At 64.6% G+C, this 13,739-nt stretch carries 15 protein-coding genes; 9 read left to right on the forward strand and 6 right to left on the reverse strand.

The features are described from left to right. The first annotated feature begins 87 nt into the window (after window positions 1–87). A complete protein-coding gene (locus tag V1294_RS22965) occupies window positions 88–1,047 on the forward strand; it encodes a LysR family transcriptional regulator (RefSeq protein WP_334500320.1) in 960 nt (319 codons plus the stop codon). Between the two features lie 42 nt (window positions 1,048–1,089). Here V1294_RS22965 and V1294_RS22970 read toward each other — a convergent pair whose 3' ends face one another. Then, the gene (locus V1294_RS22970; RefSeq protein WP_108521301.1) at window positions 1,090–2,079 is read right to left on the reverse strand and encodes a DUF2155 domain-containing protein; all 990 of its coding nucleotides are present in this window, start codon (window positions 2,077–2,079) and stop codon (window positions 1,090–1,092) included. 317 nt (window positions 2,080–2,396) lie between these two features. On the opposite strand from V1294_RS22970, the gene V1294_RS22975 reads away from it, so the two are divergent. The 5 genes from V1294_RS22975 (at window position 2,397) to V1294_RS22995 (ending at window position 7,259) form a co-directional block, all read left to right on the forward strand. Continuing rightward, on the forward strand, window positions 2,397–3,176 hold the full coding sequence (locus tag V1294_RS22975; RefSeq protein ID WP_334500321.1) for an SDR family NAD(P)-dependent oxidoreductase: 780 nt from the start codon (window positions 2,397–2,399) through the stop codon (window positions 3,174–3,176). A 101-nt stretch (window positions 3,177–3,277) separates the two neighbouring features. Further along, window positions 3,278–4,225: an alpha/beta hydrolase gene (locus V1294_RS22980; protein WP_334500322.1), complete on the forward strand. Its 948-nt coding sequence runs from the start codon at window positions 3,278–3,280 to the stop codon at window positions 4,223–4,225. A 60-nt stretch (window positions 4,226–4,285) separates the two neighbouring features. Then, window positions 4,286–5,506, forward strand: coding sequence for a citrate transporter (locus V1294_RS22985; protein ID WP_334500323.1), 1,221 nt, complete (start codon window positions 4,286–4,288; stop codon window positions 5,504–5,506). Window positions 5,507–5,680: 174 nt separating this feature from the next. Further along, window positions 5,681–6,580: a hypothetical protein gene (locus V1294_RS22990; RefSeq protein WP_334500324.1), complete on the forward strand. Its 900-nt coding sequence runs from the start codon at window positions 5,681–5,683 to the stop codon at window positions 6,578–6,580. Between the two features lie 268 nt (window positions 6,581–6,848). After that, a complete protein-coding gene (locus V1294_RS22995) occupies window positions 6,849–7,259 on the forward strand; it encodes a hypothetical protein (RefSeq protein WP_334500325.1) in 411 nt (136 codons plus the stop codon). Between the two features lie 16 nt (window positions 7,260–7,275). Here the strand turns inward: V1294_RS22995 and V1294_RS23000 are convergent, their stop codons facing one another. Further along, window positions 7,276–8,214 (reverse strand): GlxA family transcriptional regulator, encoded by a 939-nt coding sequence (locus V1294_RS23000; RefSeq protein ID WP_334500326.1) that lies wholly within the window; start codon window positions 8,212–8,214, stop codon window positions 7,276–7,278. 128 nt (window positions 8,215–8,342) lie between these two features. Here V1294_RS23000 and V1294_RS23005 point away from each other — a divergent pair, with 128 nt between their 5' ends. After that, window positions 8,343–9,047: a DJ-1/PfpI family protein gene (locus V1294_RS23005; RefSeq protein WP_334480377.1), complete on the forward strand. Its 705-nt coding sequence runs from the start codon at window positions 8,343–8,345 to the stop codon at window positions 9,045–9,047. A 462-nt stretch (window positions 9,048–9,509) separates the two neighbouring features. On the opposite strand, the gene V1294_RS23010 is transcribed toward V1294_RS23005, so the two are convergent. The 3 genes from V1294_RS23010 to V1294_RS23020 form a co-directional block, all read right to left on the reverse strand. Continuing rightward, the gene (locus V1294_RS23010) at window positions 9,510–10,205 is read right to left on the reverse strand and encodes a hypothetical protein (protein ID WP_334500327.1); all 696 of its coding nucleotides are present in this window, start codon (window positions 10,203–10,205) and stop codon (window positions 9,510–9,512) included. 70 nt (window positions 10,206–10,275) lie between these two features. After that, complete coding sequence (locus V1294_RS23015; protein WP_334500328.1) at window positions 10,276–10,683, reverse strand: MarR family winged helix-turn-helix transcriptional regulator; 408 nt, start codon at window positions 10,681–10,683, stop codon at window positions 10,276–10,278. Window positions 10,684–10,789: 106 nt separating this feature from the next. Continuing rightward, window positions 10,790–11,200: an NADH:ubiquinone oxidoreductase subunit NDUFA12 gene (locus tag V1294_RS23020; protein ID WP_334480373.1), complete on the reverse strand. Its 411-nt coding sequence runs from the start codon at window positions 11,198–11,200 to the stop codon at window positions 10,790–10,792. Window positions 11,201–11,465: 265 nt separating this feature from the next. Between V1294_RS23020 and V1294_RS23025 the strand changes: the two genes are divergently transcribed. Then, entirely contained in the window at window positions 11,466–12,197 is a 732-nt protein-coding gene (locus V1294_RS23025; protein WP_334500330.1) for a BA14K family protein, read from the forward strand. A 62-nt stretch (window positions 12,198–12,259) separates the two neighbouring features. Here the strand turns inward: V1294_RS23025 and V1294_RS23030 are convergent, their stop codons facing one another. Beyond that, entirely contained in the window at window positions 12,260–13,150 is an 891-nt protein-coding gene (locus tag V1294_RS23030) for a DMT family transporter (protein WP_334480370.1), read from the reverse strand. Between the two features lie 176 nt (window positions 13,151–13,326). On the opposite strand from V1294_RS23030, the gene V1294_RS23035 reads away from it, so the two are divergent. Then, entirely contained in the window at window positions 13,327–13,731 is a 405-nt protein-coding gene (locus V1294_RS23035) for a response regulator (protein WP_334500332.1), read from the forward strand. The last annotated feature ends 8 nt before the right edge of the window (window positions 13,732–13,739 follow it).

The raw sequence follows: 13,739 nt of genomic DNA on the forward strand, positions 1-13,739 counted from the left end.
GGACAGGGTTGCTGCAACGCAAATAGCGGAAGCGCGGCGGAAGAATTAGGATGCCGGCAATCCAATCATTTGTGATGCGAATTCAACATGAGCCGGCTCGATACCAACCGTTCCGCCGAGATGGAGGTCTTCGTCCGGGTCGTCGACCTCGGCGGGTTCACCGCGGCGGCAAAAAGCTTTCGCATGACCCCATCCGGCGTGAGCAAGCTGGTATCCCGCCTGGAGGCCCGGCTCGGCACGCGACTTGTGAACCGGACCACGCGCAAGCTCCAACTGACCGAGGAAGGCCAAGCCTTCTATCAGCGCTCGTTGCGCATCCTCGGCGAAATCGAGGAGGCGGAGCGCGAGGCCGGCTCCGGTGCAGCGCCGCGCGGGCATCTGATGGTGAATAGCAACATACCCTTCGGCATGCAGCACGTGATGCCGCTGCTGCCGCGCTTCCTCGCCGAGCATCCCGATATCACGCTCGACATCGTTCTCACCGATACGGTCATCGACCTGATGCAGGAGCGCGCCGACGTAGCAATTCGCGTCGGGCCGCTGGGGGCTTCGCGCCTCGTCGCGCGCAAGCTCGGGACCAGCCGCATGGCGGTGGTAGCCGCGCCGACTTATCTTGCCCGTTTCGGCGAGCCGAAGACCCCGGCTGAACTCGCCAGCCATCGCGGCATCGGTTGGACTTTTCCGCGCAGCATTCGCGGTTGGCCGTTCCGTCGCGGCGAGCGGATCGAGGAGGTGCTGCCGCCGCCAGCAGCACGCGCCAGCGACGGCGAAGCGGTCCGTCGGCTCGCGCTCGGCGGAGTCGGCTGCGCACGCCTGGCTCTATTCCACGTCGGTCCGGACATCGAGGCCGGGCGCCTGGTTCCGGTGCTGCAGAACTACAATCCGGGGGACCGGGAAGACATCCATGCGATCTACGTCGGCCACGCCGGGCCGCTGCCGACGCGCGTGCGCAGCTTCATCGATTTCCTCGCGACGAACATCCGCATGGGCGATCTTACTGTAAGGCGCACTGCCGACGGCAAGTGGCGGCTACACGGTGAATGCTGAGTATTTGGGGGCGTACAACATGCCGACGCGGAGGCGGACGTCCTAATTCCCGAACAATCCGCCAAACAGTCCACCCGGCCGCTGCTGCGGCGGGGGTGGCGGCGGCGGAGCCTGCTGCGGCTGCTGCTGGAATTGCGGCTGCGGCGGTAGTCCCGGTGGACGCGGCGCCGCCTGCTTCGGCTGCGGCGGACGCTTCTGCCCGGCCGGCGGCGCGACTGTCTTCGCCGGATCGGGCTGTGCGCTGACGATGGTCTGGTCGGGGCCTTTGCAGTCGGTCAGCCAGATGTCATAGACCGGGTGCTCGACGCCATGCAGGCCGGGGCTTGCCGCGTACATCCAGCCCGAGAAGATCCGCTTCACCTCGCCCTGCAGCGTGATCTCGTCGACCTCGACAAAGGCGTCGGTGTTGGCAGCTTCCGTCGACGGCCGCGTGTAGCAGGCACTGGTCTTCACGCGCAGCGCGCCGAACTGCACGGTCTCGCCGATATCCTCCTCGAAATTGATGATGCGGCCGGTGATCTTGTCGAGGCCGGAGAAGCTCGCCTTCTTGTTGGTGATCTTGGTGGCCGGCGGCTCGGACACGACCTCATCGCCCGGCTGTAGCGTCGCCGGCGATTGCGGCACGCCTTTGGCTGGCGGCTGGCGCTGACCCGGCGGCGCGGTGGCGACGCCCGGCTGGCCCGGCTGCGGCGGCTGAACCGCAACACCCGGTTGCGTGCCCTGGGGAGCGACGGTCGTTCCCGGCGGCGGCGCCAACGGCTGCGACTGGAAGCTTCCCGGCGGCGGAGCGCCCTGCCCCGGCGGCGGACGGTTCGGGGTCGGCAACAGGCGGCCGCGCGGCAATTCCGGCACTTCCTCGTCGTCGTCGGGAAATTGTTGCTGCTGCTGATTGCCGCGGGGAATGGCGCCCGGCGGCCGCAGCGGCGGATCGGAAAAGATATTGCCGATCTGCGCCTGCGCCGGCGGCACAAGCGAAGTCATGGTGGCGGCGATCAGCGCCGCAAGACCGGTCAGGGCAATGGTTCGAAGCATCTCGCGGCTTTTACAGGCGAATCGGGCTCGCGACATAGTACAGACTTATCCGCCGCTCGCGTCCCACCCGGTTAACACGGCGAATACGGCGCGGAAAGGGCGGCTTGCCCCCTTCCCGCCGCACTCGACCCGTGGCCCCCGGGAAGGCGGAAACCGGCTTTCGATGGTCGCACCATGATCTCGATCATGGCCCCATGATCTAGTCATGCCCCGTTTCAGATGAAATAGTCGCTTCCGTTCGCGCGAGAGGTGCCCACTCCTGGCGCGAAAACCACCAAAATCCGGGATAACCGGAGGAGCGAGAGGAAACCCCAGACATGCCCGATCGAATTCGCCTCGATGGCCGGGTTGCCGTCGTGACCGGCGCGGCCGGCGTCATTGGAACCGCGACCATCCGCCTCCTGGCCGAACGCGGCGCCCGTATCGTCGCCGTCGACCGCAGGGAAGACGACCTTAAGGCCGCGATCAAGGACCTGCCCGCCTCCGCCGAAGCGCACGCGGTCGCGGCGGACGTTACCCAGGAGGACGAGGTCGCGGACTATGTCCGCGCCACGGTCGACAGGTTCGGCGCGATCGACGCGTTCTACAACAACGCCGGCATCGAGGGTGACATCAAGCCGATCCCGGAATATTCGCTGGAGAGTTTTCGGCGCGTGCTCGACGTCAACGTCGTCGGCGTCTTTCTCGGCATGAAGCATGTGCCGCCGGTGATGCTCAAACAAAACAAGGGCAGCATCATCAACACCGCCTCGATCGCCGGCCTGATCGGATCGCCGATGATCGCCGTCTACAGCGCCAGCAAGCATGCGGTGATCGGGCTCACCAAGAGCGCCGCCTGGGAATGCACCGGTACCGGCGTGCGGGTCAATTGCGTCTGCCCCGGCCTGATCGACAGCCGGATGCTGAGCACCATCCTGCAGGGCCGCAATCCCGGCAATGAACCGCCGCCGAACGAGAAGATCGTCGACCGGATTCCGGCGCGGCGGCTCGGACAGGCATCCGAAGTCGCCTCCGTCGTGGCGTTCCTGGCCTCCGACGAGGCGAGCTACGTTTCCGGCTCCGCCTATACCGTCGACGGCGGCCGCACCGCCGCCTGACGCAACCGTCATTCCGGGGCGCATCGCAGATGCGAACCCGGAATCTCGAGATCCCGGGTTCGCTGCGCGCCCCGGGATGACAACTCAAAACGAGAGGTCCCATGCCCGTCACGCTCGATCCCGACGCCGCCGCCGTCTACAAGGCTTTCCAGGAGGCGGGCCGTCCCGCCTACGAGACGCTGACCGCACCGGAAGCCCGCGAGTACTATCTGAACGCCCGCTTCGTCAGTAATCCCGAACCGCCTGAACTGGAATCGGACAAGCCGCTGTCGATCCCGGCGCCGCATGGCGCGCTCCCGGCCCGCATCTACACACCGAAGGCGCTGCGCAAGACCAACGGTCTCGCGCCATGCCTCGTCTTCTTCCATGGCGGCGGCTGGGTGATCGGCAATCTCGATTCCCATGATGTGGTCTGCCGCATGCTCGCCCATGAAGGCGAGCTGATCGTCATCTCCGTCGATTACCGCCTCGCGCCCGAGCACAAATTCCCGGCCGCCGCCGATGACGCGATTACGGCAACGACATGGGTTGCGGACAACGCCAGACAGCTCGGCATCGACGCCGCGCAATTGCTGGTTGGCGGCGACAGTGCCGGCGGCAATCTTGCAGCCGTCGTGGCCCTGGCCGCGCGCGACGGCGACGGACCAAAACTCGCCGGCCAGGTGTTGATTTATCCCGCCACCGACTTTGCTATGAGCCACCCCTCGCACAGCGAGCCCGAGACCAGCATCCTCCTCACCCATTCCGTGATCAAATGGTTCTGCAACCATTATCTGAACCGCGCTGATGACATCGACCATTGGAAGGCCTCGCCCGCGCGCGCGAAGACGCTCGCCGGGCTGCCGCCGGCCTATGTGCTGACCGCCGGCGCCGATCCGCTGCGTGATGAGGGCGCCGAATATGCCGCGCGGCTCAAGGAAGCCGGCGTGCCCATGACCTACCGTCACTTCCCCGGCCAGTTCCACGGCTTCTTCACCATGGGCAAGCTCTTGCAGCAGGCCAACGTCGCGGTGAGCGAAATCGCCGATTGGCTCAAGACGTTGAAATAATGCACATTGCCGATTGCGACCTGAACCCGTGAATTTCTCTCGCGCTTATCCGAGGCCGTTGTGATCGAACCCATCCTTGTATTCGGGATACCCGTCGATTTCATCCTGTTTGCGCTGACGCTGCTCGGGGTCGCGCTGTTCCATCACAAGACGCTTCAGGTCGCGCTCGCCGGCCTTGCCGCGATCATCGTCTACAAGTTGATCTTCACCGGGTTCAAATACGGCACCGGCGTCGGCGGACTCGGCCACCACATGGCGCATGAGTGGGTCACGCTCGGCAATCTGTTCCTGCTGCTGATGGGATTTGCGCTGCTATCCCGGCATTTCGAGGAAAGCCGGATTCCGGATGAGATGCCGGCGCTGTTGCCGGACGACTGGAAGGGCGGCGTGGTCCTGCTCGCCCTGGTGTTCGTGCTGTCGAGCTTCCTCGACAATATCGCCGCCGCCCTGATCGGCGGCACCGTTGCGCGGCACGTGTTCCAGGGCAAGGTTCACATCGGCTATCTTGCCGCGATCGTCGCGGCCTCGAACGCCGGCGGAGCAGGCAGCGTCGTCGGTGACACCACCACCACCATGATGTGGATCGCGGGCGTCAGTCCGCTCGCCGTGGTGGAGGCCTATATCGCGGCCATCGTTGCGATGCTGATCTTCGCGGTGCCCGCTTCCATTCAGCAACAGCGCTACTCGCCAATCCAGAAGGATGCGTCGAAGGGGCTGAAGATCGACCCGGCGCGGGTGTTCATCGTCGCCGCCATTCTCGTCGCCGCACTGGCCGCGAACATCACCGCCAATTTGAAGTTCCCTGCCCTGCTCGATGCTGTCCCGGTTCTCGGCATCGCCGTCTGGGTCGTCATTCTGCTGACGGCGGGATTGCGCACGCCGGATTGGAAGGTGATGCCGGAAACCTTCAAGGGCACGATCTTTCTGCTGGCATTGGTCACCTCGGCTTCGCTGATGCCGGTCGAGAAGCTGCCGGTCGCTTCATGGCCGACCGCGCTGGGCTTAGGCTTCGTCTCCGCCGTGTTCGACAACATTCCCCTCACCGCGCTCGCGCTGAAACAAGGCGGCTACGACTGGGGCTATCTGGCCTATGCCGTGGGCTTCGGCGGATCGATGATCTGGTTCGGCTCGTCGGCGGGCGTCGCGCTGTCGAACATGTATCCGGAGGCCAAATCCGTCGGCCGCTGGGTCAGCCAGGGCTGGCCCGTGGCCTTGGCCTATGTCGTCGGATTTTTCGTGATGCTGGCGGTACTCGGCTGGCACCCTGACAAGCCGCTTTAGCCGCGTTCCATGCACAGCGGCGTTGATGGCCGGCCCCTCGCCGGCCATCATCCACTGCCCGGTTTCGCCCAACAGACTTAAGCCGCAATGTCATCCAAGTTTCAGGCTAGTTTCTACATGTAGCGAATCGGCCCGCTGATTCGGCGGACGATCGTGATGCGCGGGGGTATTGCCATGGCATTTTTTAAGCGCGAGCTTTTTATGCGCGAGCTCGGCCCGATCGAGCGCTTCGAGAACGCGCTGAAGGAAAAGTTGGCGGCGCGGCAGAAGTTGGCCGAGCGGCTGAGCGTCGCCGAGTCGGAACTTGCAGAAAAACGCACCGCCGCCGAACGGCTGGCGGTAGCCGGTGCTGCCAATGCCCGGCTCGATCGCGCCGAAGCTGCCATGCGCGCCGTCGAGGACCGCACCAAGACGATGCGTGCCGAACTGCTGGAATTCGACGAGCAGGTCGCTTCAGCCGAACGCGCACTGGCGGACGCCAAGGCCCAGCGCGACCGCGATGCGCTGGCGGACCAGATCGAGGCGATGGCTGCGGCGATAGAGCGAGCCGCGCCGGGATTTGACGGCGGCGCCACCGCGCTGGTCGAGGCCGTCACGAAAAGCGCGATGTCGATACCGGAAGCGACCAGGTTCTCGAGCAACGTGGATGCCGTTCGCCGCGAGGTTCTTGCGGCGGCAGACTTGATATGTTGGGAGCTGCGATCCGCAGCCGTACGCACACGCGCGGGTAACGCCAACCTCGCCAGCATCGCGCTATCAGAGGCGGAGCAACCGCCATCGGCGGAGATCGACCGGCAATTGATCTACACGCTCCATCCCCTGCTTTGGCGCGAGGGCGACGAGGTGCGCAAGGTTCCGGCCTTTGCGCTGGTCGGGCTGCCCAAGGCGCTGCTGCCGGTAGCGCTGCAGCATCAGCATGTGGACCATCTCAACGCCCGCCGCGTGCAGACCCTGATGCATCTTCATGGCAGCGCGGGACTCAGCGGCGAACCCGAACATGACGATCCGCAGCTCGTCGATCTCGATGCCTTGCTCGCGGAGGAGACGCCGAGCGCGCAAGCCGATGTTGCGTGAGCCGGGCGAACGGCGCCGAATCATCGCGCGCCGGAGACATCAGACATAGCCAGCAAGGTTCCCCCGGAAATCGGGTGGCCGCCGCGCCTCCATCCTGCGATCCAACGCCCTTGAAGCAGGCCGTGCCGCTCGGAGCGAAGCACGGCCATGGCAGTTGGAGGCACCGATGAAATCCGAAAGCGCAAACCGAAACGTCGTATCCGAAAACGATCCGGCAATCCGAAATCCATTCGGCGTCATGGACGTTCCAAACCCCAACGACGATGACGTGACGCAGTTTGCCCGCAACACGGTACCGGAAGAATCCGCCGCCGACGAAAATGCAAAGCCATGGAGCGCTGGAAATACGAGCGACCCGCGCGGCACGATCGAAGGCGAGTGGTCGAGCCGCTGGAAGGGTGCAGCGGACCCCACCATACCGGGCGATGCCCCCGATAAATGGAAGCCGGGCCAAGGCGAAGCAAGAATCGTCGGAGACCGCGTGTACCTGCTATTCGATTGGGATTCCGGTAAGCGCAGGGGCCTGATCGAGGCCAGGCGCGAAGGTCCGCGCCGGCTGGTCGGGAAATACATCAACCTGAACAACCCGGAGATCACGGTCCCCTGGGTCGGCCTGATGGTGAGCGATCAGAGAATAGACGGTTACTTTACGCAAGGCCGGGTGGATTTCCGGAGATAGCGTTTCTCCAATGCCCCTACCCCGCCCGCGCCGCGCGGCGCAGCGATTGCGGGGGCTGGCCGAAGGCGCGGATGAAGGCGCGGCGCATCCGCTCGGGATCGCGAAAGCCCGTGACTTCGGCAACCCGCTCGATCGCCTCGCTGGACGATTGCACGCGTTGCCGCGCCACCTCGATGCGCAGCCGCTCCACCGCCTTTGACGGCGTGCTGCCGGTCTCCGCCATGAAAGCGCGGGTGAAATGCCGCGAACTCATGCCGGCCTGCTCGGCGAGATCCTCGACGGTGAGCGGTGCATCGAGATTCTCGCGGGCCCAGGCCAACAGCGGTCCGAACCGGCCGTTCGGTGCCTTCAATTCCAGCAGCGAGGAGAATTGCGACTGGCCGCCGCTACGACGGTGATAGAGCACCAGTTGCTTCGCGGTCTTCTGCGCGATCTCGTCGCCGTAATCTTCCGCGATCATCGCCAGCGACAGATCGATGCCGGCCGATATCCCGGCCGACGTCCAGATGTCGCCGTCGCGGACGAAGATGCGGTCCGGCTCGAGCTTCACCTGCGGATAGGTTTTGAGAAAATGCCGCGTGCGCTGCCAATGCGTGGTGGCGCGGCGGCCATCGAGCAGGCCGGCCTCGGCGAGGATATAGGCGCCGGAGCAGACGCTGGCGATGCGGACGCCACGTTTGGCGATCGCGCGCACGAAGCCGAGCGTCTTCTCGCAGGTCGCCGCCTGCCGCACGCCCTCGCCCCCCGCGATGATCAGGGTGGTGATCGCGCCCGACGGCCTTAGCCCGCGCGCGAGCATCTCGACGCCGGAGGACGAGCGCACCGGTCCCGGCGTCACCGCCACAACCCTGATCGAAGGGGCGTTTTCGGCGTAGCGCGCTCCGATCTCGAACACCGAAATCGGACCGGCGGCATCGAGCAACTGAAAATCCGGAAATACGAGAACGCCGATCATCCTGCAGCTCGCTTTTTGGCTGATGTCCCGAAATGAGGGAAATATGCCATTTCGGACACGAAGCGACCATGTCAGGATGCCTTCCGTCAAGCCAATTTTGCGTCAAGCCAAATTTTCCGGAGGTCATGATGTCCGCGCCGTCTCCCACGCCCACGCCGCTTCAGATCGGTCTCGTGCTGTTCCCCAAGGTCACCCAGCTCGACTTCACCGGTCCGTTGCAGGTGTTCTCCAGCCTGCCCGGCGCACAAGTTCATCTGGTCTGGAAGCGGATCGAGCCGGTCACCAGCGATTCCGTGCTGATGCTGACGCCGACCACGACCTTTGCGGACTGCCCGCAACTCGACGTCATCTGCGTGCCCGGCGGGTTCGGCACCGACGACATGATCAACGACGAGGAGATGCTGGCCTTCCTGCGAAAGCAGGCGCCCGGCGCCAAATACATCACCTCGGTCTGCACGGGTTCACTGGTGCTCGGCGCCGCCGGCCTTCTCAAGGGTTATCGCGCGGCGACGCACTGGACGGCGATGGATTTCCTCTCGGCGTTCGGCGCGATCCCGACCAGGACGCGGGTTTGCGTCGATCGCAATCGCGTTACCGGCGGCGGCGTCACCGCGGGCATCGACTTCGCGCTGACGCTGGTCTCGCTGCTGCACGACAGGCGGACCGCGGAGACGATCCAGCTCCGGCTCGAATACAATCCTGCGCCGCCGTTCAATTCCGGCTCGCCCGACACCGCGCCGCCGGAAGTCCTCGCCTTCATGAAAGACAGGATCGCACCGGCGCAAATCCGCCGCGGCGAGATGATCGACCGCGCCGCCGCGCGGCTGGCGTAGCTCTGCCGTCATGCCCGTGAAGGCGGGCATCCAGTAATCGCAGGTGCCAGCTAGAGCCGAGAGATCACGGCGTACTGGATCGTCCGCCCCAGTGCGCAATCGCGCACAAGGCGGACGATGAAAAACAACACACGATATCGCGCGAACACAGAAAAAGGCCGCCTGGTTTCCCAGACGACCTTTCCTGTCCTACGGCAGCCACACATTAGCGGGCGATTTCAGAACCTCTGCACCAGGGGCCTATCTCCCGGCCGTGTCCTACTCGGTGACCGCTGCTAGCCGGGACAGTCGCGAACTGGAGCCCGACACCGACGCGATGGTTTCCCATCTCCGTAAGATGTCCCTATTGAGCAGCAAGCTCGCGGAGAGGACAAGACGGTCGCGTTGGTTGTGCCCGCTGATCCCGTTATCCACAGGCGAGGCTTGTGCAAAATAGGAACGCGTGCGGTGCGGCGCAGAGCTTCAGCCCGGCGCGCGCTGGCTGCCCTGCGCCAGCTTCGCAAAGATGATGCCGTGCACAATCAGATACATTGGCACCAGCACGGTCGGAATCAGCGACCATGGTAGCACTTGCACCGCTTCCGAGCCTTGCCCGGCGTGAATGATCTGCAGCGGCGAGCCATTCGCGGAGATAATTCCGAATGCAAGCGCGGCCACGAGATCGAGCATGCCGAATGTATTCCATGCCCAGACCAGCGGACCAGCTTGTCCGCGCAGCGCGAGCCAGGCCACCGGCAAAGCCAATACGCCGGTGATGACATCGCCCCAGCCCGCCGAGGTTGGAAACGGTCCGCCAAGCCGGCCTTCGGCCGCGAGGAGGAGGAAAAATCCTCCCGCCAGCCGCCAGAGGTTCAGGGCGATCAGGAAGGGCATCGGCATTCCGAGCAGCGAAGCGCGCACCGACGGCGAGATCGACGCCGCAACGGCCGTCGCGACCAGCGGAAGCGCGATCATCGTACCGATCACCGGCGGCCCTATCGGATTTGTGCCAAGGAACAGGTTCGCGGCGGCAAGTGCGGCAGCCAGACCCGTCCACAGACCGGCGCCCACTGAAAGGGCAATGCGCTGCGATGCGCTGATCGGCATCGCGCCAGTGAGCGCATTGATGCTGACGATGATCGCGGCAACGAGAACGATGGTTCCAATAAAGTCCAGCATGATACATCTCCTTATGTGTAGTTACACCTATTGAGACGAATGAAAATGCTGACCAGGCGTCCGGTTCGTCTCACCCCAAATTTCGGGAACCCAAAAGCTTCAGCGCCGCCTGGCCGTCGGCGCCGAGCAGCTTGCCGATATGCGCCTGCGCTTTCGACCAGTGGGGAAATCCGCGACGAACGAGGCCGCGTCCCTGCGCGGTAATGTCAATCATGCGTGCGCGCGGATCCTCGCCGGCGCTGATCGAAATCCAACCCTTGTCCTCCAACAGGGTTAGGTTGCGGCTCAGCGTGGTGCGCTCCATCCCAAGCAGACCCGCAAGCTTGCCGATCGGCATTTCACCGCGGAGCATCAATTGCGACAGGATGGTGAACTGCGTGACGCGGACGCCAGAACCCTGCATATGGGAATCGTACAGCCGGGTGATCTTCCGCGCGGCCTGTCGCGACGCGAGGCAGAAGCAGCCGGCCGCGGCCATGTAGTCGGTGTCGTGATCGGACGGTTGTTTCATGTCATAAGTGTATATACACCTATAATGCCCGGCAAGACACCTGGTGGTAGCGGCGGGTAAACTTACCGAGAGTTCAGCTTCCGGGCGTCCAGGCCTGATAATCGCCGGTCGCCTTGGGGCGGCGGCCGCTGACCAGCGTCGAGCCGGACGGACGGTAGGCTGCGGGCGTGCCGGTCAGGTTGGGAACATGCGGCTTTTCCCATTCCCGCGGCGTGTAGCTCTCCTCGGTCGGCGCGACGTCGACGGTGTGATGCAGCCAGCCATGCCATGATGGCGGCACCCGGCTCGCCTCAGCATAACCGTTATAGACCACCCAGCGCCGCTCGAAGCCGAGCGTCGGATCGATCTTGCGGCCCTTGGTGCGATAGTAACGGTTGCCTTGCTCGTCCAGGCCGACCAGCTCGCCGAATCGCCACGTCCACAATTGCGTGCCGAACGTCTGGCCGTTCCACCAAGTGAAAAATTTGAGCAGAAACTGCTTCATGAGGGCTCGGCCGGTTCGAGGTGACGTGTCGCTCTGATGCCATCGGCGGGGCGAATTGTCCAGCCAAAGGCTGTTTCCCGCCCTGCCCGTCGCCTTGGTCCACACGGCACATTTCGGCGGCAGTTGCCGCGGAACCGGCGCAATTCGTTCATTTCGCATACAGCTCCAGCGGGACAGGCTCGGTATGCGCACGATCAGTGCGTGGGTTTGGGAACGTCCACCTCCGAGGATGGTTGAAACCCATATCCCGGAAATGGAGCCTACGATGATTAATCTGAAAGTTTTGAGTACAGCAGCGGCGATCGCGCTTGTGTTGCCGATAGTCGCGTCGAGTATCAGCGCCGCCCAGGCGCAGGAAGGCAGAGGCGGCATAGCGGCCGGTGGCGGCGGTGCCAGGGCCGGCGGCGGTGGTGGCGGCGGCGCAGCCATTGGCGGTGGCGGTGGCTTTAGAGGCGGTGGCGGCGGCTCCGTCGCCGCACCCGGCGGTGGTGGCGGCTTCAGGGGTGGCGGCATGGCCGCGGCACCCAGCGGTGGTGGTGGCTTCAGAGGTGGCGGCATGGCCGCTGCACCCAGCGGTGGTGGTGGCTTCAGAGGTGGTGGCGTGGCCGTTGCGCCCAGCGGAAGTCCCGGCTTCCGGGCTGGCGCTGTTGCCGGCACGGAAGGTCGCCCCGGCTTCGTCCGGCCCGCGCCCGGCGTCGGTGCAGGTGCGGTCGCGGGTAGCGGCTACTACGGCGGCCGTTACCATCGTCATCATCACCGTGGCTTCTGGCCCGGCTTCGCGATCGGCGCCGGCATCGGGTCGAGTTATGGCTATTACGACAGCCCGTCCTACTACGATGACTCGTATGGATATTACGACGACAGCGTAGTAGCCGCAGCGCCCCCCGCCGACGATGATGCTGTGGCGTATTGCATGCGGAGATACCGGTCCTACGATCCGGCGTCGGGCACCTATCTCGGCAATGACGGGCTGCGGCATCCCTGCCCCGCGCAATAGCGGGATATCGTGAGTTCGAAGGGCGGCGCATTCTTACTGCGCCGCCCTTTTCGTTTGCGAAATTACGCGCGCAGCGCCACCGCCACTCCGCCGAGCGTGAACGCCAGCGCCGCGATTTCGCGCAGGCCGAGCGGCTCGCGCAGCATCGCCGCCGCCGCAAGCACCCCGATGACCGGGACCAGCAAGGTTCCAATCGAAGCCGTCGCCGCCGACAGCCGCTCCAACGCGGCAAACCAGCACACATGGCAAAGGCAGAACTGGACCAGCGTCATGTAGAGCAGCGACAGCCAGCCGACATATGATAGCGCTGCCAGTTGCGGCTGCTCGACCGCAAGCCCAACGATCGCGATCGGCAGGCAGCCGAGCCCGATCTGCCAGGCAGCCAGCGACAGCGGCGGCATCGCCAACGGGAAATGCTTGGTCAGCACGGTACCGAGGCCGACGCACACCGCACCAGCCAGCGCGCACGCGACGCCCGGCAATTTATCGACGCTGGCCTCGATGCCGTTGCCGCCGATCAGCACGGCGATGCCGGCGAGCGCGACCGTCAGCGCGACGGCGCGCAGCGGCGACAGCCGTTCCCCCAGGATCGGCCATGCCAGAAGCGCCACCCAGACCGGGATCGATATGCCGAGCACCGCGGCCTCGCTGGCACTGAGCCACAACAGCGCCAGTCCCATGAATGCGACCCAGCCGCCGATCGTCAACATGGAAACAATGAGCAATCTTAGCCACATCGGCCGCGGCACGCTCAATTTTTGCCGCCGCGCGAGCGCAATCAGCGCCAATGCCGCAGCGCCGGCGATGCCGCACAAGCCGCGCGAGGACAATGGCGGCCATTCCGTCAGTAAATGTTTCATGATCGGGAAGTTGACGCCCCACCCGACCGACGTAATGGCGAGCAGGACGAACCCGAGCGGCGACAGCCGCCCCGCGCGATCGATCGGGGGCATGGCAGGCGCAGCTCCGGAACCGGTGGATTGTTCTCGTTCTGACACAGCTAAACGTAATTGCCCTCAACAACTTTTATGTGCACTCTATCATACAGACGACCTGTCGGCGTTTCGACTTAATCGTCACATGGGATGTGCTGGTCACCTGACCGCCGCCCGAGGAAGAAGGAATCATCGTGCCGCGCGTTCTCGTGGTCGATGACGACCCGATGGTCTGCGTTGCCATCGAGGTTTGTCTGGCCCGCAAGGGTTTCGAGGTCACCGTTGCCAACGGTGGTGAAGCGGGAATGCGCGCACTCGAATCCTCCGATTTCGACGTCATGCTGATCGACGTGTTCACGCCGCATATGCGCGGCTTCGAATCGATCCGGATGTTTCACGAGCGCAGGCCGGACCTGCCGATCGTCGCGATGTCGGGCTACGCCTTCGCCAACACCGAGCGCGCGCCGGAACTCCTGCGGATGACCATCGAACTCGGCGCGGCATGCTGCCTGCGCAAGCCCTTCACGCCGGATGCGCTGTTGACCTCGGTCAATCAGTGCATCACCACACCGAAAGCTTCTGCGCGCCACTCGAGATAGTGAAGTAA

It is taken from the genome of Bradyrhizobium sp. AZCC 1678 (assembly GCF_036924765.1).
In the GTDB taxonomy this organism is placed as follows: Bacteria; Pseudomonadota; Alphaproteobacteria; order Rhizobiales; family Xanthobacteraceae; genus Bradyrhizobium; species Bradyrhizobium algeriense.

Coding starts and splice junctions, on each gene's coding strand:
- V1294_RS22965 (WP_334500320.1), top strand. CDS start 88: ATGAGCCGGCTCGATACCAACCGTTCCGCCGAGATGGAGGTCTTCGTC.
- V1294_RS22970 (WP_108521301.1), bottom strand. CDS start 2,079: ATGCTTCGAACCATTGCCCTGACCGGTCTTGCGGCGCTGATCGCCGCC.
- V1294_RS22975 (WP_334500321.1), top strand. CDS start 2,397: ATGCCCGATCGAATTCGCCTCGATGGCCGGGTTGCCGTCGTGACCGGC.
- V1294_RS22980 (WP_334500322.1), top strand. CDS start 3,278: ATGCCCGTCACGCTCGATCCCGACGCCGCCGCCGTCTACAAGGCTTTC.
- V1294_RS22990 (WP_334500324.1), top strand. CDS start 5,681: ATGGCATTTTTTAAGCGCGAGCTTTTTATGCGCGAGCTCGGCCCGATC.
- V1294_RS23000 (WP_334500326.1), bottom strand. CDS start 8,214: ATGATCGGCGTTCTCGTATTTCCGGATTTTCAGTTGCTCGATGCCGCC.
- V1294_RS23005 (WP_334480377.1), top strand. CDS start 8,343: ATGTCCGCGCCGTCTCCCACGCCCACGCCGCTTCAGATCGGTCTCGTG.
- V1294_RS23010 (WP_334500327.1), bottom strand. CDS start 10,205: ATGCTGGACTTTATTGGAACCATCGTTCTCGTTGCCGCGATCATCGTC.
- V1294_RS23015 (WP_334500328.1), bottom strand. CDS start 10,683: ATGGCCGCGGCCGGCTGCTTCTGCCTCGCGTCGCGACAGGCCGCGCGG.
- V1294_RS23020 (WP_334480373.1), bottom strand. CDS start 11,200: ATGAAGCAGTTTCTGCTCAAATTTTTCACTTGGTGGAACGGCCAGACG.
- V1294_RS23025 (WP_334500330.1), top strand. CDS start 11,466: ATGATTAATCTGAAAGTTTTGAGTACAGCAGCGGCGATCGCGCTTGTG.
- V1294_RS23030 (WP_334480370.1), bottom strand. CDS start 13,150: ATGCCCCCGATCGATCGCGCGGGGCGGCTGTCGCCGCTCGGGTTCGTC.